Origin of the sequence: Mesorhizobium sp. L103C131B0, assembly GCF_000502275.1 — a bacterium.
GTDB lineage: Bacteria > Pseudomonadota > Alphaproteobacteria > Rhizobiales > Rhizobiaceae > Mesorhizobium.
In genome coordinates this window covers 1-20,629 of the sequence record NZ_AYXC01000012.1, presented here as the reverse complement: position 1 = coordinate 20,629, position 20,629 = coordinate 1, and the positions used below count along the sequence as shown (strand labels likewise).

Here is a 20,629-nt window from a genome sequence, read left to right as displayed (position 1 = left end):
GTCGAGCACGTCATCGGCGACCCCACCCGACCGCTTCGCGGCCACCCTCCCCTCAAGGGGGAGGGGGACGTTGGCGCGGGAGAAACAGCATGACAAATCCATCAGAAGTGCTCTCTTTGCCGAAGCCAGCCTGGGCGGCGGACGAAGTCGGCATGCTCTACGACATGGCGCATCGCTTCATGTCGGAAGAGATCGCGCCGCGCTACGACGAGTTCGAGAAGAACGAGATGGTCGACCGCGAGAGCTGGCGCAAGGCAGGTTCCGCCGGCCTGCTCTGCGCCTCGATGCCGGAGGAGTATGGCGGCTCCGGCGGCACCTTCGCGCATGAGAGCGCCATCATCGAGGCGATCGGCCATGTCGGCGTCGACGGTTTCGGCATCGGCCTGCACAATGCGATCGTTGCCCCTTACATCCTTCATTACGGCTCCGAGGAGCAGAAGAAGAAATGGCTGCCGAAGCTGGCAACCGGCGAACTGATCGGCGCCATCGCCATGACCGAGCCGGGCGCCGGCTCCGACCTACAAGGCGTCAAGACGCGCGCCGAGAAGGACGGCAACCAGTACAAGATCAACGGCTCGAAAACCTTCATCACCAATGGCCAACTGGCCAATTTCATCATCGTCGTCACCAAGACCGATCCGGCCAAAGGCGCCAAGGGCACCTCGCTGATCGTCGTCGAGGCCGACGAGGCCGAAGGCTTCGAACGCGGCCGCAACCTCGACAAGATCGGCCTGAAGGCCAACGACACGTCGGAGCTGTTCTTCAATGATCTGCGCGTGCCGACCTCGAACCTGCTTGGCCACGAAGAGGGACAGGGCTTCATCCAGCTGATGCAGCAATTGCCGCAGGAGCGCCTGCAGATCGGCACCGGCGCGATCGCCATGATCGAGCGCGCGCTTGCTCTGACCATCGACTACGTCAAGGACCGCAAGGCCTTCGGCAAAGCGATCATCGAGTTCCAGAACACCCAGTTCAAGCTCGCCGAACTGAAGACCGAGGCCACCATCGGCCGCGTCTTCTACAATGATTGCGTCACCCGCCACATCAATGGCGGGCTGGATCCGGTGACGGCGTCGATGGCGAAATACTGGCTCTCGGACCTGCAGGGAAAAGTCGTCGACGAATGCCTTCAATTGCATGGCGGCTATGGCTACATGAATGAATATCCGATCGCCCGCATGTTCCGCGACGCCCGCGTCCAGCGCATCTACGGCGGCACCAACGAGATCATGAAATTGCTGATCGGCCGCTCTCTCTGAGAGCGACGTCGGCAAAGCAAGGAGCAAGCAAATGGCTGAAGCTTATGTCTATGACGCCGTGCGCACACCGCGCGGCAAGGGCAAGAAGGATGGCTCGCTGCACGAGGTGCCGGCGGTGCGGCTTGCGGCCAGGACGCTTGAAGCGTTGCGCGACCGCAACGGCCTCGACACTGCAAACGTCGACGACATCATCTTCGGCTGCGTCGATCCGGTCGGCGAAGCCGGCTCCGTCATTCCGCGTGCCGCCGCCTTCGAGGCCGGCTACGATAACAAGGCGCCGGGCATGCAGATCTCGCGCTTCTGCGCCTCAGGCCTCGACGCCATCAATTTCGGCGCCGCCAAGATCGCTCAAGGCGCCGACGAGATCGTCATTGCAGGCGGCGTGGAATCGATGTCGCGCGTCGGCATGGGCGCCTCGGGCGGCGCGTGGTTCATGGACCCGTCCGTCGGCCTGCCCGGCTGGTTCGTGCCGCAAGGCATTTCGGCCGACCTGATCGCCACCAAATACGGTTTTTCGCGCGACGACGTCGATGCCTATGCGGTCGAGAGCCAGAAGCGTGCGGGCAAGGCCTGGGCCGATGGCCGTTTCAAGAACTCCGTCATACCGATCAAGGACCAGAACGGCCTCACCATCCTCGATCATGACGAGCATATGCGGCCGTCGACCGACATGCAGTCGCTGGCCTCGCTCAACCCGTCCTTCGTCATGCCTGGCGAAATGGGCGGCTTCGACGCGGTCGCCGTGCAGAAGCATCCGGAAGTCGAAGAGGTCAACCACGTCCACCATGCCGGCAACTCGTCCGGCATCGTCGATGGTGCGGCCGCCGTACTGCTCGGCTCGAAGAAGGCCGGCAAGACGATGGGCCTGAAGCCACGCGCCCGCATCCGCGCCTTTGCCAACATCGGCTCCGAGCCGGTGCTGATGCTTACCGGTCCGGTCGACGTCACCGAGAAGCTTCTGAAGCGCGCCAAGATGAAGCTGTCGGATATCGACCTGTTCGAGCTTAACGAGGCCTTCGCCTCGGTGGTGCTGCGCTACATGCAGGCATTCGAAATCCCGCACGACAAGATCAACGTCAATGGCGGCGCCATCGCCATGGGCCATCCGCTCGGCGCCACCGGCGCGATGATCCTGGGCACGGTGCTGGACGAGCTCGAGCGCCGCGATTTGAACACCGCTCTGGTGACGCTCTGCATCGGCGCCGGCATGGGCACCGCAACGATTATCGAACGCGTCTGATTTTCGGCCGGAAGGAGAGAGACATGACTTATACAAACTTCACGGTCGACACCGACGCAGACGGCATCGCGCTGGTCACCTGGAACATGCCGGACCGCTCGATGAACGTCTTCACCGAAGAGGTGATGAACGAGCTCGAGAAGATCATCGACCATGTGGTGGCCGACGCCGCCATCAAGGGCGCGGTGATCACCTCGGGAAAGGACAGCTTCTCCGGCGGCGCCGACCTGACCATGCTGCAGAAGATGCTGGCCGTATTTGCCAAGGAGAAGACCAAGGACCCGGAGAAGGCGGCACAGCTTTTGTTCGACAATGCCGGCCGCATGGGTGGCTTGTGGCGCAAGCTCGAAACGTCGGGCAAGCCTTGGGTCTCGGCGATCAACGGCACCTGCATGGGTGGCGCGTTCGAGCTGTCGCTGGCCTGTCATGGCCGCGTTGCCGCTGACTCCGAAAAGGTCAAGATGGCCTTGCCGGAAGTCAAGGTCGGCATCTTCCCCGGCGCCGGTGGCACCCAACGCGTGCCGCGCCTGACCGACCAGCAGCAGGCGTTGCAGATGCTGACCACCGGCCAGACGCTGTCGCCGCAGAAAGCCAAGGCGATGGGGCTGATCCACGAGATCGCCGAACCCGGCAAGCTGATCGAGACCGCCAAGGCGATGATCAGGAACGGCCTGAAAGCCGTCCAGCCCTGGGACGAGAAGGGCTTCAAGCTGCCTGGCGGCCAAATCTATACGCCGGCCGGCTTCAATCTGTGGCCGCCGGCCATCGCCATCCTGCGCCGCGAGACCTACGGCAATTATCCGGCCGCCGCGGCGATCCTGAAATGCGTCTATGAAGGCCTGCTGGTGCCCTTCGACACCGGTCTGCGGATCGAACAGCGCTATTTCACCGAAATCATGCAGTCGAAGGAAGCAGCAGCGATGATCCGCTCGCTGTTCGTCTCGCTGCAGGAGCTCAACAAGGGCGCCCGCCGCCCGGCCGGCGTGCCGGAGACCAAGTTCAAGAAGATCGGTATTCTCGGCGCCGGCTTCATGGGCGCCGGCATCGCCTTTGTCACCGCCAAGGCTGGCATCCCGGTCGTCCTGCTCGACCGCGACATGGCGTCGGCCGAAAAGGGCAAGACGCATTCCGACAGCCTGATCTCCGATCAGGTCAAGAAGGGCCGCGTCAAGCCCGAGGAGAAGGACAGACTTCTGTCGCTGATCACGCCGTCGGCCGACTATGCCGATCTCGCCGGCTGCGATCTGGTGGTCGAGGCGGTGTTCGAGGATTCGGCCGTCAAGAAGGCTGCCACCGAGCAGGCCGAAGCCGTGCTGAAATCGTCGGCGATCTTCGCCTCCAACACCTCGACCATCCCGATCACCGCACTGGCCAAGAATTCGGCGCGGCCGAAGAATTTCGTCGGCATCCACTTCTTCTCGCCGGTCGACAAGATGATGCTGGTCGAGATCATTTTGGGCAAGAAGACCGGCGACAAGGCGCTGGCCACCGCGATCGATTTCGTGCGCGCCATCAAGAAGACGCCGATCGTCGTCAACGACACGCGCGGCTTCTACGTCAACCGCTGCGTGCTGCGCTACATGTCGGAAGCCTACAAGATGCTGATCGAAGGCGTTCCGACGCCGATGATCGAGAACGCCGCCAAGGCCGCCGGCATGCCGGTCGGCCCCCTGGCGCTGACCGACGAGACGGCGATCGACCTTGCCCAGAAGATCATGAAGCAGACCATCAGGGACCTCGGCGACAAGGCCGTCGACCCCAGGCAGATGGCGTTGATCAACACGCTGGTCGACACCCATGGCCGCTTCGGCCGCAAGAACGGCAAGGGTTTTTACGACTATCCCGCCAAGCCTGCCAAGAAGAAGCTGTGGCCGGGCCTGAAGGATCTCTATCCGCAGCTGGAGGCCGAGAAGGTCGACTATGAGGAACTGCAGCAGCGCCTGCTGGTAACCATTGCGCTGGAAGCGGCCCGGGTGATGGAGGAAGGCATCGTCACCGATCCGCGTGAGGCCGATCTCGGGTCGATCCTCGCCTTTGGTTTCGCGCCATTCACCGGCGGCGCGCTGTCCTATATTGACGGCATCGGCGCCAGGGAGTTCGTCAGAATAGCCAAAGGCCTGCAGAAGAAATACGGCGCCGAGTTCAAGGCGCCCAAGCTGCTGCTCGACCTGGCCGAGAAGGGCGAGACCTTCTACCAGCGCTTCGATCCCTATGCGAAAGGCGAGGTGCAGAAGGCCGCTTGAGCTAGCGCCCCATGTACGTCTGGGGGCGCCTTGCGCGAATGATGGCCACGGCAAGGCGCCGTGGCCTTATGCGGTCGGTAGCGAAAGCCGACTGGCTTTTCGCTGCCTGCCGACCGAGATCGACTTCAACCTCCATCTCAACAACGCCCGCTACATGATGCTCGCCGACCTCGCGCATGACCCCGAAAATCGGAATCGATTTTCGGGGTCATGCGCCAAATCAAAATGCTACAGCGTCCTTGGCGCGTCCAACAGTACGCTTGCCCGCTCCGTTCAACCGCGACCGCCGACCTAGGCCGAGCGGGGTTTCATGAGCTCCGACCAGGGATTGCGCAGCCTTGCCAAGGCAGTTTGAGGCATCCATGACGACTTCGCCGCACACAGCTTTTTAGGGGATCGGGCCGCGCGCCGGTGGACAATCGGATGACCGCGCGTTAGAAGGAAAAGGTATTTTTTCCTGTTTTGAGGAGAGCGAATTGCTCTCGCATGACCGAGTTTGGGCAGCCATCGACGCTCTCGCTGAGCGCTATTCGTTGTCGGCCTCCGGCCTGGCCCGGCGAGCCGGTCTGGACTCCACCGCTTTCAACAAATCGAAGCGGCTGTCCTCGGATGGACGGCCGCGCTGGCCGTCGACCGAATCGCTGGCGAAGATCATCGAGGCGACCGGCGCCTCGCTCGACGAATTCACCGGGCTGGTCGAAGGCCGTGCCAAGGCCGCTTCGGGCTCGGTAGCCGCGCAGCGTTCGGCGGTGCCGCTGCTCGGCTTTGCCCAGGCCGGCGCCGGCGGCTTCTTCGATGATGCCGGCTATCCCTCAGGCCAGGGCTGGGACCTTGTCGAGCTTCCGGCACGGGCGACCGAAACCTCTTATGCGTTGAAGGTGCAGGGCGATTCCATGCTGCCGCTGTACCGCAATGGCGATGTGCTGATCGTCGAGCCGGGCGCCGCTACCCGCAAGGGCGACCGCGTCGTCGTCAAGACCAATGCCGGCGAAGTCATGGCCAAGGTGCTCGACCGCCAGACGACGAAATCGATCGTGCTGATTTCGCTCAACCCCGACCACCCGGACCGCGACATCGCGATGCGCGATGTCGAATGGGTGGCGCGGATCGTCTGGGCAAGCCAGTAGGTCTCGCGGTGCGTCTGCTTCAAATCCTCATAGCCCTCCTGGCGATCCCGGTGATGGTCGCCATTGTCGTCGCCGGCGGTCGCGCGCTGCATCGCGACGGCCCCGCCATCACCGTCGACCAGATCGACCCGGACACCGAGGCCGTGCCCGAGGAGCCGGCGACGTCGGCGATCCCCGAGGTCCGGCCCGTCAAGCCTCCGATGCACTCGCCTCAGGTGCATTCGAGGGCGATCGATCCCGAGGCCATCGCTCCGCCGCCGCTGCCGGTAGAAGAACTTGAACGGGTTGAGCCACGCGCGCCGCTGAGCGACTTGGCGCTGGCCGGGCCGCCCAAGCCGCGTGGGCGCAGAGCGGTCGACGACTGGGGAGGAACAAAACTGTTCCAGCCGGTCGCGGCCGCCGCCGGCCTGATCGAAGCCAATGGTTATTCCGTGACGGTCTCCGGCATCGACATCGTCAGGCAAGACGAGACCTGCACCGAGGGCGGCAAGTCCTGGGCTTGCGGTATCAGGGCGCGCACCGCGTTCCGGTCTTTCCTGCGCGGCCGGGCCGTTGCCTGCAAGGTGCCGCCGGAGGCCGACCGTGCGCTGATCGCCGCCGAATGCCGCATCGGCAAGCTGGATGTCGGCCAGTGGCTGGTCGAAAACGGCTGGGCGCGCGCCACGGCAGCCGGCCCCTATGTCGAAGCGGGCGACAAGGCGCGCGCCGCCAAGAAGGGCGTCTTCGGCGCCGCGCCCGATCTTGGCGGCCTGCCACCGGCGCCAACGCCTGTTGTGGCACCGACGGCGTCGCAACCGATCCTCGATGCCCCGGCGATAGACACGCCGCCGTCCGGGACGGAAATTACGCCGCCAGCTGACCAGCCAGCGCCCGCTCAATGAGCGCGCGGGTTTCGGCGATGCCGTAGAGGGCTGCGAACGAACCGAAGCGCGGTCCGCGTTCCTGGCCGATCAGCACCTGGTAGATCATCTGGAAGAAAGCGCCCGAGACACCAGGGCCGCCGTCCGGGCTCTTCTTCGAATGGTCCTGATAGCGTTCGATCTTGCGCGCCACGTTGAGCGAAGCGTTCTGGATCGCTTCGCCGTCGGCGCCGGCCGGCAGGCCAGCAAGCGCGTTGCCAAGCGCTTCCAGCGCCACGCGTTCGACATCGTCGGCCGGCCGGAAGGTCTTCGTCGGCTTCACGAAATCGTCGAAGTAGCGGATGGCGAAACCGACCAGCTGGTCGAGTTCGGGATGCGTCGCCGGCGTCACGCCAGATGCATGGCGCGAGATGAAGCCCCACAGCACATCCTTGTTTTGCGCGTTGGAGGCGCTGACCAGGTTGAGCAGCAGCGAGAACGGCACCGGCATGTCGATGGAAGGCGGCTTGCCGTCATGCATGTGCCAGACCGGATTGCCCAGCCNCCCAGCCGCTCCTTCCAGTCCTGGCGCGGATAGGCGTTGAGGAAGGTGTAGTACTCGTCGACGGCGCGTGGGATGACGTCGAAATAGAGCTTTTTCGCCTGCCTTGGCCGCTGATACATATAGAGGCCGAGGCTTTCGGTCGGCGCGTAGCGCAGCCATTCGTCGATGGTCAGCCCGTTGCCCTTCGACTTCGAGATCTTCTGGCCGTTCTCGTCCAGGAACAGTTCGTAGACGAAATGCTCGGGCGCGCGCCCGCCGAGAATGTTGCAGATGCGGTCGTAGATCACCGCGTTCGTCTGGTGGTCCTTGCCGAACATTTCGAAATCGACGCCGAGCGCTGCCCAGCGCATGCCGAAATCCGGCTTCCACTGCAGCTTGACCTTCCCGCCGGTCACCGAAAGCGTGGTCTCGGTGCCCTCATCGTCGAAGGTGATGTTGCCGGCCTTGGCGTTGACATGCTTCATCGGCACGTAGAGCACGCGCCCGCTCTTCGGCGAGATCGGCAGGAACGGGCTGTAGGTTGCCTGCCGCTCCGGCCCCAGCGTCGGCAGCATCACCGCCATGATCTGCTCATAGCGCTCGGCGGCGCGCACCAGCATCGCATCGAAGCGGCCGGCCTTGTAGTACTGCGTGGCGCTGGCGAATTCGTAGTCGAAGCCGAACGTGTCGAGGAAGCGGCACAGCATCGCGTTGTTGTGGTCGCCAAAGCTCGGATAGTCGCCGCCGAACGGATTGGGCACCGCCGACAGCGGCATATGCAGATAGGGCTCGAGCGCTGCGCGATCCGGCACATTGTCGGGGATTTTGCGCATGCCGTCCATATCGTCGGAGAAGCAGAGCAGCTTGGTCTTGACCTTGTTCCCGGTCAGCACGTGAAAGGCATGGCGCACCATCGAGGTGCGCGCGACCTCGCCGAACGTGCCGATATGCGGCAGGCCCGACGGGCCGTAGCCGGTCTCGAACAGGACGATCTCCGGGAAGTCGCCGCCCTTGTAGCGCTCGATGATCTTTTTGGCTTCCTCGAACGGCCAGGCCTTGCTTTCGGCGGCTGCCGCAAGCATTTCGGGGTTGAGATCGGCGATGTTTGATCCCGTCATGTCAAAGTTCCAGTCATGGCCGGCTTTCGCGGCTGGTAAGATTTTTCAACCGGGTCTCTAGGCGCGACAGGGCGGAGCGTCAACGATATCAGGCGTTTTCGTTGCGACGGCGCCGTGGCGTCCCTACCTTCGACCCTCACTATCAAGGAGTTTTGAATGCCGTTGCCGTCCACCCATGAAGCCCTGATCTACCTGATGGTCATCACCTCGGCTTCCGATCGCGACATGACCGATATCGAACTGGCGCGCATCGGCGACGTCGTCCGCAGCTGGCCGGTGTTCGAGGATTTCAAGCAGGACAGGCTGATCGCCATTGCGCAGGACTGCCAGAAGATGCTGCATGAAAAGGATGGGTTGGAAGGCGTGCTCGAGCGTGTCGCCGAGATTTTGCCCGAACGGCTGCACGACACCGCCTATGCCGCGGCCTTCGAGGTTGCCGCCGTCGATCTAGAAATGCGCATGGAGGAATTGCGGGTGCTGCAGTTGATCCGGCGTGAGCTCGATCTCGACACGCTGACCGCCGCAGCCATCGCGCGCGGGGCGAAGGCCCGCCTGCGCACGCTGACCTGATCCAGCCCCTAGAAAAAGCGGACCGGGAACCGGATCAGAAGAAACTGACCGGGAAATAGCGCAAGTAGAATTCGGCGAAGGTGCCTTTCACCGATATCTCCTGCAGCGCGTAGTCCATGGCTGCGACCAGCGCTGGGTCGCTGGCCCGGGTGGCAATGGTCATGCCGGAGCCCAGATATTCCGGCGCCAGGTAGGGTCCACCGGCGAAGCGGCAGCAACCGGCGGCGTCCGTGCCGCCCAGCCAGAAGGAAAAGCGCATGCCGTCGCCGAAGGCGGCATCGATCTTGGCCCTCTTCAAGTCGCTGTAGAGGTCTTCCGGCCGGTCGAAGCGGATGATCTGCACGGTGCCGAAATAATCGCGCAGCATCTTTTCATGCGCCGAGCCGGCCAGCACGCCGACCCGCTTCGAGCGCAATTTGTCGAGGATCGGCTCCGCGAAGGCCTTGGTCTTCGGCATGATGAAGCGCGCCGGAAACTGTAGATAGGAGCGCGAAAAGCTGTACTTCGCCCGCGTCTCCGGCGTAGCGGCGATGCCGGCGATGATCGCCTCGCCTTCGCCCTTCTGCAACGCGTCGTCGAGTTCGGCCCAGGGCAGCGCCTGGATCTGGCATTTGTCGGCGATGTCGAGTTCGGCGCAAATCGCCCGCGCCAGGTCGATGTGGAAGCCGGACAATCGGCCCGTGCCGTCGAGAAAGTTGAAGGGCGGGAAATCGGTTGTGGTGAGGAACCTGAGCCTCGGCAGCGCCGAAAGGTCCGGTTTCGGCAGCCGCTCCTTGGCATCCCAAAGCACCGGTACCTGCGGTTCCGCTGCCCGCGCATCGCCGGCAAACGGCTGCACTCCCATCAGCATCGACAGCAAGGCGATGGCTATCCAGCGAGGTGTCACGAAAAAACTCCGCCCGTCTTGACCGTTGGCTTGTGATACGAAAACGGCGCAGGCACAATTGTTTTTGATTTCAACGGGCAAATTTCGGGTTATGCTTTGGCGAGGTTGCAAATAGCCGCACAGAGTCGGCCCGGGGTTGGCGGTCGCTGGCGTTAGAGAAGCTAAGGATGTGGCTTTGCAATCCGGGGTTGATGGCTAAGTGCGGGGCAGGCACGTAGCATCGGTCTCAAGAGCGGTAGGCAACATGGGGTAGATGTTGCGATGGGTTATTTTGACCGGACACTTGAATATATTGACCGGGTGCAGCGTGCCGACACGTCGGCTGCGGTGTGCGAGCAGCTACTTAGTGTCACCTCGAATTTCGGATTGACGGCCCTGATAGCCGCAACGGTGCCGCAGCCCGGTACACCAAGCAGCCAGACGAAGGACCATGTGCTGCTCTGCGATTGGCCTAGCGAATGGCTGGAGCGTTACTTATCGCGCAACTACGTCGACCACGATCCGGTCGTCAGCCATTTGAAGCAGTTTCGGGCGCCATTCCAATGGCGCGATGCCGTTCAAAGCATGCCCGCCGACAAGAGCAGCGCCGAGGTAATGCGCGACGCCCGCCAGTTCAAGCTGCGTGACGGCCTCGCCTTCCCGCTGATCACGCTCGAAGGCCAGATCGCGCTGGTCTCGCTGGGCGGTGAGGCGGTCGAACTGTCCGAAGCCGAATTCGCAATGGTCTCGCTGGCCTCCACCTATGCCATCGGCCGCGCCATGCAGCTTCAAACGACGGCCGGCAAATCTATCGATCACATTGAATTGACGCCGCGCGAGCGCGAATGCCTGCAATGGGCGGCGGTCGGAAAATCCGAGTGGGAGATTTCGCAGATCCTCGGCATCTCGGAGCATACCTCTGAGAAACACCTTCTCAACGCCAAGAGCAAACTAGGCGCCGCCAACCGTGTGCAGGCAGTCGCCGAAGCAGTCAGGCACGGCTATATCAGCTAGGCCGGTTCTGGCGGCCCGAAATATATGGCCGCATTGTTGGCGTCATAATTTCAGAAAAGACCGGCCCCTGTCGTCCTCTTGAGACGGCTAATGCTTTCTTAACGCCAAAAGCAGACTCGGCGTCGCCAACAGGGTGCACGCCATCGCGGAGGCGTTTAGACGCAGCTATATTAGCCATGTCGGCTGTGGCAGCCTGGAAATCCTTGCCAACACCTTCGCGCAATTTTTTCGGGAAAGCCCGGCCGTATCTTCCTCTTAAGCCCAGGAGACGGCTAATGCTATTTTCCCTTACCACTCAACAACTGATGGAACGTCCCGACCTATGGGAGGCCGTCCATCGCCTGCGTTACAAGGTCTTCGTCGATGAGATGCGGTGGACCGATCTCGATCGCCCGGACGGCCTCGAAATCGATCAATTCGACCATAATGAGGCCGAACACCACCTTGTCATACGCAATGGCGAGCTCGCAGGCTATCATCGGATGCTGCCGACCACACGGCCGCATCTCCTTAGCGATGTGATGCCGGAACTCTGCGAGGGAAAGCGCCCTTCGGGACCGAATGTCTGGGAGCTAACCCGTTACGCGGTGGCGCCAGGCTTTCGCGATGGCAAGCGCGGCGTGTCTACGGTCGGCACCGAACTGATCGCCGGCTTCGTCGAATGGGGCCTTGCTCGCAATGTCGATCAGGTCATTATCGAGGTCGAGCCGGTGTGGGTGCTGCGGACGCTGCAGTTGCACTTCCTGGCGACGCCGCTCGGTTACCAGCGCACCTATGGCAACCAGCAGGTCGTCGCCACACTGCTGACCTTCAACGAGCATACGCTGGATGTCGTGCGTTCGCGCCGCAACCATCACGCCCCGGTGTTGGCCAGGGGCACCCCCCACATGCTCGGCATGCGGCAGGCGTCGTGAGACTGTCTTCACCCGACGCGCTTTAATGCATGTCGCTCAAAGTGGCCCCGGTTTTGAGAGAACGACATGCATGAAACAAAGACCGTCGCGTGAATCCGTTCAAATGCGATGCGCTTTAGACAATGGCCACAGAGCCCACCTCCGTGTGGGGGTGGGCTCTGTAATTTCAGCCTCTGCCTATCGAGGCCCGTCTCTACTTCTCGAGAAACGACGGCCCGTCGCCGACGATCTTCTTATCTTCCTTGCCGATGGCGTCGAGATCGCGCCCATCATAGGGCAGTGACAACAGGATGCGCCGCATGACGGCCAGCCGCGAGCGTCGCTTGTCATTGGCCCGCACGATGATCCAGGGCGCGAACTGTTTGTGCGTGCGCTCGACCATCTGGTCGCGCGCCTTGGTGTAGTCGTCCCATTTGGTAATGCCGGCAATATCGATCGGCGAGAACTTCCAGTTCTTCAGCGGAGACCAGCGGCGGTCGTGAAACCGTTCGAGCTGGGTTTCGCGGCCGATGTTGAGCCAGAATTTGAAGAAATAGATGCCGTCGTTGGAGATCATCCGCTCGAAATGCGGCGTCTCGTCGAGGAATTTTGCATGCTGTTCCGGTGTGCAGAAGCCCATCACCGGCTCGACGCCGCCGCGGTTGTACCAGGACCGGTCGAAGGTGACGAATTCGCCCGATGTCGGGAAATGGGCGACGTAGCGCTGGTAGTACCATTGCCCGACTTCGGTTGGGGTCGGCTTGGTCAGCGCCACATTGCGCGCGGTTCGAGGATTGAGATACTGGCGCAGCACCGAGATGGTGCCGCCCTTGCCGGCGGCATCGCGCCCCTCGAACAGCGACATCACTCTGCTGCCGGTCGCCTGCAGCCAGGCCTGCGCCTTGACCAGTTCGATCTGCAGCCGCTCCAGCGTCTCGTCATACTCCTCGCTCTTCATTTTCTTGTCGTAGGGGTAGTCGCCTGCGGTCAGTTTGTGGTCCTCGATCCAGCTGGGAAGCTCGGGGTTTTCGATGTCGAACTCCCGCTCCTTGCCGTCCACCTTGATCTTCAGCGGCCCCTTTGCCGGCTCTGCGGCGGGACTTTCCTTGGCTTTTTTCATCGAGACGAACCTTTCCAGCCTGCGGACTCATGCTATGGGGGGCCTCAAACCCGGTCCAGCGGAAGTTTCGGCGGGACCGGCGCAGAAGCACGGAAAGCACGAATGGCTGACACCGGCGCAGAGCGGACAACCACGGGGCAGGCCGTCGCCGGCCGGCTGTGGAACAGCCGATGGCTGCTTGCCGCCGGTGCGATCGCCATCATGGCCGTTTATGGGTTTGCCGGTATCTCTGCCTATGTCGTCCTGGCTGCGTTGACGGTGCTGCTGGCCGCCGCGCTTCTGCCAACCGGTGGCGCCAGCCGGTCTGCTGAGACCATTACCACGGTCGAGGCGAGCGGGCTGCAGCGGCTTTCCGGCGAATATCTTGCGGCTGCCGTTGCCGATCCGCTGATCATCTTCGACCGCACCGCCACCATCGTCCACGCCAATGCCGCCGCCTATGCCGCCTTTGGCGGCATCGCGCCCGGCCTGTCGCTGTCGCTGAAATTCCGCGCCCCGGAAATGCAGGCATTGCTGGACGGCGTACTGTCGGGAGCCGTCGCCTCCGATGCCGTCGACTACACCGAGAAGCTGCCGGTGGAACGCGCCTACCGGGTCAGCGCGTCCTCGGTCGGCCACGCCACCGATCTCTATGTGCTGGTATTCAAGGACCAGAGTGAGACGCGCCGCATCGACCGCATGCGCGCTGACTTCATAGCCAATGCCAGCCACGAGTTGCGCACCCCGCTTGCTTCGATCTCGGGCTTCATCGAGACGTTGCGCGGCCCGGCCCGCAACGATCCGGCGGCGCGCGAGCAGTTCCTGCAGATCATGCAGAACCAGACCGGCCGCATGGCGCGCCTCATCGACGATCTCCTGTCGCTGTCGAGGCTTGAAATGAAGCCTTACCTGAGGCCGGGAACCGAGGTCGATCTGCGCCAGACCATCGACAGCGTCATCGATTCACTGGGCCCGCTCGCCAGCGAGAACGGCGTCGTCATCGAACGCGGCTACGCCGAGGGGCCGCTCGACGTGCCCGGAGACCGCGACGAGCTGTTCCAGGTGTTCGAGAATCTCTTGGAAAACGCCTGCAAATACGGCCAGCCTGGCGGACGCGTCACGGTGTCGATCGCGCGGGGCGAGGCCGGCCCGGAACCGGGCATCGATGTCACCATCAGGGACTATGGCCCGGGCATCCCGGAAGAGCACATACCGCGCATTACCGAGCGCTTCTATCGCGTCGACGTGGAGAGCAGCCGCACCCAGAAAGGCACCGGTCTTGGCCTGTCCATCGTCAAGCATATTCTGACGCGCCACAACGCCCGGCTTTCGATCAAGTCGGAGGTTGGCAAGGGCGCGGCGTTCACGGTCCATTTGCCGGCAGGCTGAGGCGGTACTATCTGCTAACTGCCTGTTTCTTCTTTCTGTCATCCGGCTAGCGTATCAGCACAGGGGTCGAGGAAACGACGCAAAAGGCCAAAGATTTAAGGAAGGCATTTCGCCCATGCAGTCCGTACACATTGTCAGCGCCTATGACGAAGAGCTGAAATACCTGGCGAAGCGCATCGCTGCGATGGGCGGCCATGCCGAGCGCATGGTCGAGCAGGCGATCCAGGCGCTGGTCAATGCCGATCCCGGCCTCGCCCAGAAGGTCATCCGCGACGACATCGTGCTTGACGATGGCCAGCGCGAAATCGACGACAAAGCCATCGTCATCATCGCCAAGCGCCAGCCCATGGCGACGGATCTGCGCGAGATCGTCGGCGCCATCCGCATTTCGGCCGACCTCGAACGGGTCGGTGACCTCGCCAAGAACGTCGCCAAGCGTGTGGTCAGCGTCATTGACGGCCGCCAGCCGACCAGCCTGTTTCGCGGCCTCGAGGCGCTGGCCGAACTCGCTTTGACCCAGCTCAAGGAAGTGCTCGACGTCTATGCCTCGCGCTCGGTCGAGAAAATAGGCTTCGTTCGCGACCGCGACGACCAGATCGACGCCATGTACACCTCGCTGTTTCGCGAGCTTTTGACCTACATGATGGAAGATCCGCGCAACATCACGCCGTGCACGCATCTGCTGTTTTGCGCCAAGAACATCGAGCGCATCGGCGACCACGCCACCAACATTGCCGAGACGATCTACTACATCGTCACCGGCGAGCAGTTGCCGGCCGAGCGTCCAAAGGGCGACAAGACCGACAAGGTTGCCCTGCCGGCGCTGCCGGTGAAGTGATCGCGCGCCCCTCGAACGCTTAATCATATTGCGCTAAACTGCCCGGATGTTAGCGTCTCGGTTCCTGGCCAAGGCCAGGCGCTCAGGAGGCTGCGATGGAATATGTCCGAGAGTTCAAGCCGGCGCCGGCATCGTCCGGCATCATCGCGTCGAGCGTCTACACCGCCGGCAAGCGGATCGCCGACATTCCGATCGAGGAAGCCGGTGAATGGGCCAAGAAGTCGGGCCATGTCGTCTGGATCGGGCTGCTCGAACCCGACCGCGAGCTTCTGCTGCGCGTCAAGGCGCAATTCCATTTGCATGAGCTGGCGATTGAAGACGCCGAACATCCGCACCAGCGGCCGAAGATCGAGCAATATGGCGATGCGCTGTTCATCGTTGCCCGCACTGCACAGCTGATCGACGGACGCGTCACCTTCGGCGAGACGCATCTGTTCGTCGGCTCAGGCTATATCGTCAGCGTCAGGCATGGTCCCTCGACCTCATACGCCGCCGTGCGCCAGCACTGGGAAAGCTGTCCGCACTCACTGGCCAAGGGCGAGGATTTCGTCCTCTACGCCATTCTCGACTTCATCGTCGACAACTACATGCCGGTGCTCGAGCAGATCGAGGACGAGGTCGAGGCGATCGAGGACAGGGTGCTGCTGAAGCCGATGACCGGTCCCGACATCGAGCGGCTCTACATGCTGCGCCGCGATCTGTTGCGCCTGCGCAATGCGGCGCTGCCGCTGGTCGAGGTCTGCCGCCGGCTGACCAGCGCCGACCTGCCGCAGATCCATACCGCCATGCATCCGCTGTTTCGCGATGTCACCGACCATATCCGCACCGTGCAGGAAAAGATCGACAGCCTGCGCGAGGTTCTGGCGTTCGCTTTCGAAGCCAGCCTGCTGGTCGGCCAGAGCCAGGAAACCGCGAACACCAAGAAGCTGGCCTCATGGGCGGCGATCCTGGCGGTGCCGACGGCGCTCGCCGGCATTTACGGCATGAATTTCGACGACATGCCGGAACTGAAGATGCAATACGGCTATCCCGTCGTATTGGTCTCGATCGCGCTGATCTGCTCGTTTTTGTATTGGCAATTTCGGAAGAGTGGGTGGCTGTGAGGGGGCAGGCAGCAGTAGGCAGTAGGCAGTAGGCAGTAGGCAGTAGGCAGTAGGCAGTAGGCAGTAGGCAGTAGGCAGTAGGCAGTAGGCAGTAGGCAGTATAAGGTAGCGCCTCACGAGCGCTACCCCATTCCCTACTGCCCAGTCCCCAATCCCTATTCCTAACTACCGGCTCCTGCGCCGCTCTGAAGCTGGCTGGAACGCCACCCTTGCGTGGTACTTGCAGTAAGGTCCGGTTTCAGCCGCCTCGTTGCCGCAGAAGTTGAAGTCTTCCGACAGCGGGTCGCCATTCGGCCATTTGCAGGTGCGCTCGGTGAGATCGGTGAGCTGCAGATGCCGCGAGATCGGCACGACGACGTTTTCGACCGGGCGGATGTAGTGGCGCGCCACTGGCTCGGCGTCGAACTGCGCCTGCAGCGCGTTCGCCCCGATCGACGTCGTGACATGGCGCTGCGTGGTTGCGGCGCGAGGCACCGATTTCTGGATCGAAGATCCCTGCGTTGTCTTCTTCTGACGCGCCGGCGTCGCGGTCGAGCGTCCGCGGCCCGACAGCTTCAGCCGGTGCACCTTGCCGATGACCGCGTTGCGGCTGACCCCGCCGAGTTGTGCGGCGATCTGGCTTGCGCTCAAGCCCTCCGACCACAGTTTCCTGAGAAGTTCGACCCGCTCGTCAGTCCAGTTCATGAGACCGCGCTCCTGCTATGTGTGCGGCAGCCGGAATCCGTTCCCGACCCGGCAATCTTTGCCGGGGCAGACACCACATATATTAGGTGATTAGGTCCGCCGCACGAAATCTAGTTATTTCCCGACTACAATTACCTCATGTGTTGACTCGGTGACAAGAGTCCCAGGTGCAACACGAATCGGTTTTTTAGGTTTTCCCCAACTTGCCCGGTCGCTTATGAGCCGGCGTCTCGTCGGGAGCTTGCCGCGCGCCTCTGCGCGACGTTTTCGTTGACTTCATGGCCGAAAAACACGATAAGCCGCAAAGGCCGCCGCTTTGGCGGCTTTTTTGATTTTTCCGGTACCGGAGACGCATATAATGAGCGGTTCGGCGCTTTACGAGACCTTTGCCCGCGCCCCTTTGGCCTTCGACCATGGCGAAGGCACCTGGCTGGTTACCGACAAGGGCGAGCGATATCTCGATTTCGCTGGCGGCATCGCGGTCAATTCGTTGGGCCACAGCCATCCGCATCTGGTCTCGGCGCTGACCGAACAGGCGGCCAAGCTCTGGCACGTCTCCAATCTCTACGAGATCCCGGGGCAGGCCCGGCTCGGCGAGCGGCTGGCTGACGCCACCTTCGCCGACAAGGTGTTCTTCACCAATTCCGGCGCCGAGGCGCTCGAATGCGCGATCAAGACGGCGCGGCGCTACCAGTTCGTCAAGGGCCATCCCGAGCGCTTCCGGGTCATTACCTTCGAAGGCGCCTTCCACGGCCGCACGCTGGCGACCATCGCCGCCGGCGGCCAGTACAAATATCTCGAAGGCTTCGGCCCCAAGGTCGAAGGCTTCGACCAGGTCGGCTTCGACGACATCGACGCCGCCGAGAAGGCGATCACACCAGAGACCGCCGCGATCCTGATCGAACCGGTACAGGGCGAGGGCGGCATCCGCCCGGTGCCGACGCAATCCTTGAAGCGGCTGCGGCAGCTCTGCGACCAGCATGGCCTGCTGCTGATCTTCGATGAGGTCCAGTGCGGTATCGGTCGCACCGGAAAGCTGTTCGCGCATGAATGGACCGGCGTGACGCCCGACATCATGGCGATTGCCAAGGGCATTGGCGGCGGCTTCCCGATGGGCGCGTGCCTCGCCACCGACGACGCTGTCGTCGGCATGACGGCAGGCGTGCATGGCACCACTTTCGGCGGCAATCCGCTGGCCATGGCGGTCGGCAACGCTGTGCTCGACGTCGTGCTGGAAGACGGCTTCCTCGAAGACGTCCAGCGCAAGGCATTGCTGATGAAGCAGGGCCTGGCGGCGGTCGCCGACGAATTTCCTGATGTCATCGAAGGCATCAGGGGCAGCGGCCTGATGCTTGGCCTGAAATGCGCCATGCCCAACACCAAGGTCAACATGGCGCTGCGCGACCAGCATCTGCTGGCGGTGCCGGCAGGCGACAACGTCATTCGTCTGCTGCCGCCGCTGACCGTCACCGACGCCGAGATCGGCGAAGCGCTCGATCGCATCCGCGCCGGCGCCAAGGGCCTGACCGACGCCATCGCCGCGGCCGCCGCGAAGTAATCCCGAGAACCATTCCCGATGAGCCTTCGCCATTTCACCGATCTTTCCGCCGTTTCCGAAGGCGATCTGCGCCTGATGCTGGACGATGCGGTGGTGCGCAAGGCGCGCCTCAAGGCCGGCGAACGGACCAAACCGCTCGAAGGCAAGGTGCTGGCCATGATCTTCGACAAGCCGTCGACGCGCACGCGCGTGTCCTTCGACGTCGGCATGCGACAGCTCGGCGGCGAGACCATCATGCTGACCGGCACCGAAATGCAGCTCGGCCGCTCCGAGACCATTGCCGACACCGCCAAGGTGCTGTCGCGCTATGTGGACGCCATCATGATCCGCACCACGTCGCATGAGCGGCTGCTCGAGCTGACCGAGAATGCCACGATTCCGGTCATCAACGGGCTGACCGACGACACCCATCCCTGTCAGCTGATGGCCGACATCATGACCTTCGAGGAGCATCGCGGTCCGGTTGCCGGCAAGACCATCGCCTGGACCGGCGACGGCAACAACGTGCTGCATTCGCTGCTCGAGGCCTCGGCGCGGTTCCGCTTCAACCTCAATGTCGCCGTACCGGAAGGCAGCGAGCCGGCGCAGAAGCACATCGACTGGTCGAAGACCAATGGCGGCAAGCTGCACTTCACCCGCTCGCCCGAAGAGGCCGTCGACCAGGCCGACTGCATCGTCACCGACTGCTGGGTGTCGATGGGCCAGGAACACCGCGCCCGCGGCCATAATGTCTTCTCGCCCTATCAGGTCAATGCGGCGCTGATGGCCAGGGCCAAGCCCGACGCCCTGTTCATGCACTGCCTGCCGGCCCATCGTGGCGAGGAAGTGACCGACGAGGTCATCGACGGTCCGCATTCGGTGGTCTTCGACGAAGCCGAGAACCGGCTCCACGCCCAGAAGGCGGTTTTGGCCTGGTGTCTGGGCGCTTGATCTCCAGGCGCTTGATCTCCAAGCGCTTGATCCGGGGCGGCGCGATGCCTATTTGCGCCCCATCACGCAAATCAAGCGCGTTTGGACGCATGCACCCCTCCGGGCCGCATGGCCGCGCCCTGGAGCTTTGTCATGTTGGAAACGCATCAAGTGACTGAACATCACCCCAAACTCGGCGAGTTCGGCTATGCCGGCGACGATCATGTCGTGCCCTTCGAGGTAGGCCCGCTCGACGTGCGCGGCCGCACCGTGCAGCTCGGGCCGATGCTCGACGCCATCCTCAACCGTCATGACTATCCCGAGCCGGTCGCCCGCCTGCTGGCGGAAGCCTGTGTGCTGACGGTGCTGCTCGGCACTTCGCTCAAATTTGAAGGCAAGTTCATCCTGCAGACCCGCACCGACGGGCCTGTCGACATGCTGGTCGCGGATTTCTCCACGCCTTCGGCATTGCGCGCCTATGCGCGCTTCGATGCCGACCGGCTGGAGGCCCTGGTGGCCGCAGGCCAGACCTCGCAGCAGACGCTGCTGGGCAGCGGCGTTTTGGCCCTGACCATCGACCAGGGCGCGCACACGCAGCGCTATCAGGGCATCGTCCAGCTCGACGGCGAGACGCTGGAAGACGCCGCGCGCACCTATTTCCGCCAGTCGGAGCAGATCCCGACCGACCTCCGGCTGTCGGTGGCCAAGCTGCTGACGCCCGGCCCCGGCGGTGCGCGCGAGCAGTGGCGCGCCGGCGGTATCCTGGCGCAGTTCCTGCCGCAGTCACCCGAGCGCATGCGCGTGCCGGACATTTCGGGCGGCGACGGCGATCCGCGTGACGTGACGCAGGAGCCGGCCGACAATTCGTGGCGCGAGCTGGTGGCGCTGCTCGGCACCATCGAGCCGACCGAGCTGATCGACCCGACCATCGGCGCCGAGCGGCTGCTCTACAGGCTGTTCCACGAACATGGCGTGCGCGTCTTCGGCGGCGTGCCGGTCGCCGACCAATGTTCCTGCTCAAGGGACAAGATACGCGGCATCCTCGAGGGGTTTTCCGCGCAGGAGATCAAGGACAGCACCGAAGATGGCGGCATCCACGTCGCCTGCGAGTTCTGCTCGAAGCAGTACGACTTCGACCCGGCGGAGTTTGCAGCTCAGTAGCATCTCTTCCTTCTCCCCGTTCACGGGGAGAAGGTGCCTGTGTCCAGCCGATAGATGGGTAACACTTTGAACCGGATACATAGGTGACACTTCTCTCCCCCTATGCGTCCGCCGCAGCGCCAAGCGGATTGGTTGGCGCGGCGCTGCGGCGGGCAAGCTTCATGTGCCGTGTGTCG

The 20,629-nt window shown here is 63.0% G+C and carries 17 protein-coding genes and 1 pseudogene; 14 read left to right on the top strand and 4 right to left on the bottom strand.

Annotated features, from left to right (window positions below; all coding sequences use genetic code 11):
* Window positions 1-89: 89 nt before the first annotated feature.
* The 5 genes from X730_RS145690 (at window position 90) to X730_RS145710 (ending at window position 6,750) form a co-directional block, all read left to right on the top strand.
* A complete protein-coding gene (locus X730_RS145690) occupies window positions 90-1,259 on the top strand; it encodes an acyl-CoA dehydrogenase family protein (protein ID WP_023751947.1) in 1,170 nt (389 codons plus the stop codon).
* A 31-nt stretch (window positions 1,260-1,290) separates the two neighbouring features.
* A complete protein-coding gene (locus X730_RS145695; RefSeq protein ID WP_023669613.1) occupies window positions 1,291-2,499 on the top strand; it encodes an acetyl-CoA C-acetyltransferase in 1,209 nt (402 codons plus the stop codon).
* 23 nt (window positions 2,500-2,522) lie between these two features.
* A complete protein-coding gene (locus X730_RS145700; protein WP_023826800.1) occupies window positions 2,523-4,742 on the top strand; it encodes a 3-hydroxyacyl-CoA dehydrogenase NAD-binding domain-containing protein in 2,220 nt (739 codons plus the stop codon).
* A gap of 476 nt (window positions 4,743-5,218) precedes the next feature.
* Window positions 5,219-5,869, top strand: a complete 651-nt coding sequence (locus X730_RS145705; RefSeq protein ID WP_023681959.1) for a helix-turn-helix transcriptional regulator — start codon at window positions 5,219-5,221, stop codon at window positions 5,867-5,869.
* A gap of 8 nt (window positions 5,870-5,877) precedes the next feature.
* Window positions 5,878-6,750 carry a thermonuclease family protein gene (locus tag X730_RS145710; RefSeq protein ID WP_023738208.1) on the top strand — a complete coding sequence of 291 codons (873 nt, stop codon included), beginning with the start codon at window positions 5,878-5,880 and terminating at the stop codon, window positions 6,748-6,750.
* On the opposite strand, the pseudogene X730_RS01000000164610 reads toward X730_RS145710, so the two are convergent.
* Window positions 6,713-8,370: pseudogene (locus X730_RS01000000164610) on the bottom strand (lysine--tRNA ligase). The gene X730_RS145710 and the pseudogene X730_RS01000000164610 overlap by 38 nt on opposite strands.
* A 156-nt stretch (window positions 8,371-8,526) precedes the next feature.
* On the opposite strand from X730_RS01000000164610, the gene X730_RS145715 reads away from it, so the two are divergent.
* Entirely contained in the window at window positions 8,527-8,940 is a 414-nt protein-coding gene (locus X730_RS145715; protein WP_023703444.1) for a tellurite resistance TerB family protein, read from the top strand.
* A gap of 34 nt (window positions 8,941-8,974) precedes the next feature.
* Here X730_RS145715 and X730_RS145720 read toward each other — a convergent pair whose 3' ends face one another.
* Window positions 8,975-9,826, bottom strand: coding sequence for a transporter substrate-binding domain-containing protein (locus tag X730_RS145720; RefSeq protein ID WP_032910163.1), 852 nt, complete (start codon window positions 9,824-9,826; stop codon window positions 8,975-8,977).
* A gap of 261 nt (window positions 9,827-10,087) precedes the next feature.
* On the opposite strand from X730_RS145720, the gene X730_RS145725 reads away from it, so the two are divergent.
* Window positions 10,088-10,819, top strand: coding sequence for a LuxR family transcriptional regulator (locus tag X730_RS145725; protein WP_023669621.1), 732 nt, complete (start codon window positions 10,088-10,090; stop codon window positions 10,817-10,819).
* 275 nt (window positions 10,820-11,094) lie between these two features.
* Window positions 11,095-11,733, top strand: coding sequence for a GNAT family N-acetyltransferase (locus X730_RS145730; protein WP_023749998.1), 639 nt, complete (start codon window positions 11,095-11,097; stop codon window positions 11,731-11,733).
* A 193-nt stretch (window positions 11,734-11,926) separates the two neighbouring features.
* On the opposite strand, the gene ppk2 is transcribed toward X730_RS145730, so the two are convergent.
* Entirely contained in the window at window positions 11,927-12,832 is a 906-nt protein-coding gene (gene ppk2 / locus X730_RS145735) for a polyphosphate kinase 2 (protein ID WP_023738211.1), read from the bottom strand.
* 102 nt (window positions 12,833-12,934) lie between these two features.
* Here ppk2 and X730_RS145740 point away from each other — a divergent pair, with 102 nt between their 5' ends.
* The 3 genes from X730_RS145740 to X730_RS145750 all read left to right on the top strand — a co-directional run bounded on the left by X730_RS145740 (window position 12,935) and on the right by X730_RS145750 (window position 16,141).
* On the top strand, window positions 12,935-14,200 hold the full coding sequence (locus X730_RS145740; RefSeq protein ID WP_023826797.1) for an ATP-binding protein: 1,266 nt from the start codon (window positions 12,935-12,937) through the stop codon (window positions 14,198-14,200).
* A gap of 115 nt (window positions 14,201-14,315) precedes the next feature.
* Window positions 14,316-15,038: a phosphate signaling complex protein PhoU gene (gene phoU / locus X730_RS145745; RefSeq protein WP_023692535.1), complete on the top strand. Its 723-nt coding sequence runs from the start codon at window positions 14,316-14,318 to the stop codon at window positions 15,036-15,038.
* Window positions 15,039-15,133: 95 nt separating this feature from the next.
* Window positions 15,134-16,141 carry a magnesium and cobalt transport protein CorA gene (locus X730_RS145750; RefSeq protein WP_023826796.1) on the top strand — a complete coding sequence of 336 codons (1,008 nt, stop codon included), beginning with the start codon at window positions 15,134-15,136 and terminating at the stop codon, window positions 16,139-16,141.
* Window positions 16,142-16,306: 165 nt separating this feature from the next.
* On the opposite strand, the gene X730_RS145755 is transcribed toward X730_RS145750, so the two are convergent.
* Window positions 16,307-16,825, bottom strand: a complete 519-nt coding sequence (locus X730_RS145755; protein WP_023669627.1) for a GcrA family cell cycle regulator — start codon at window positions 16,823-16,825, stop codon at window positions 16,307-16,309.
* Window positions 16,826-17,183: 358 nt separating this feature from the next.
* Between X730_RS145755 and X730_RS145760 the strand changes: the two genes are divergently transcribed.
* The 3 genes from X730_RS145760 (at window position 17,184) to X730_RS145770 (ending at window position 20,453) form a co-directional block, all read left to right on the top strand.
* Window positions 17,184-18,383, top strand: a complete 1,200-nt coding sequence (locus tag X730_RS145760; RefSeq protein ID WP_023681950.1) for an aspartate aminotransferase family protein — start codon at window positions 17,184-17,186, stop codon at window positions 18,381-18,383.
* A gap of 18 nt (window positions 18,384-18,401) precedes the next feature.
* Complete coding sequence (gene argF / locus X730_RS145765) at window positions 18,402-19,313, top strand: ornithine carbamoyltransferase (RefSeq protein ID WP_023681949.1); 912 nt, start codon at window positions 18,402-18,404, stop codon at window positions 19,311-19,313.
* Between the two features lie 108 nt (window positions 19,314-19,421).
* Window positions 19,422-20,453, top strand: coding sequence for an Hsp33 family molecular chaperone (locus X730_RS145770; RefSeq protein ID WP_027049368.1), 1,032 nt, complete (start codon window positions 19,422-19,424; stop codon window positions 20,451-20,453).
* Window positions 20,454-20,629 lie beyond the last annotated feature (176 nt).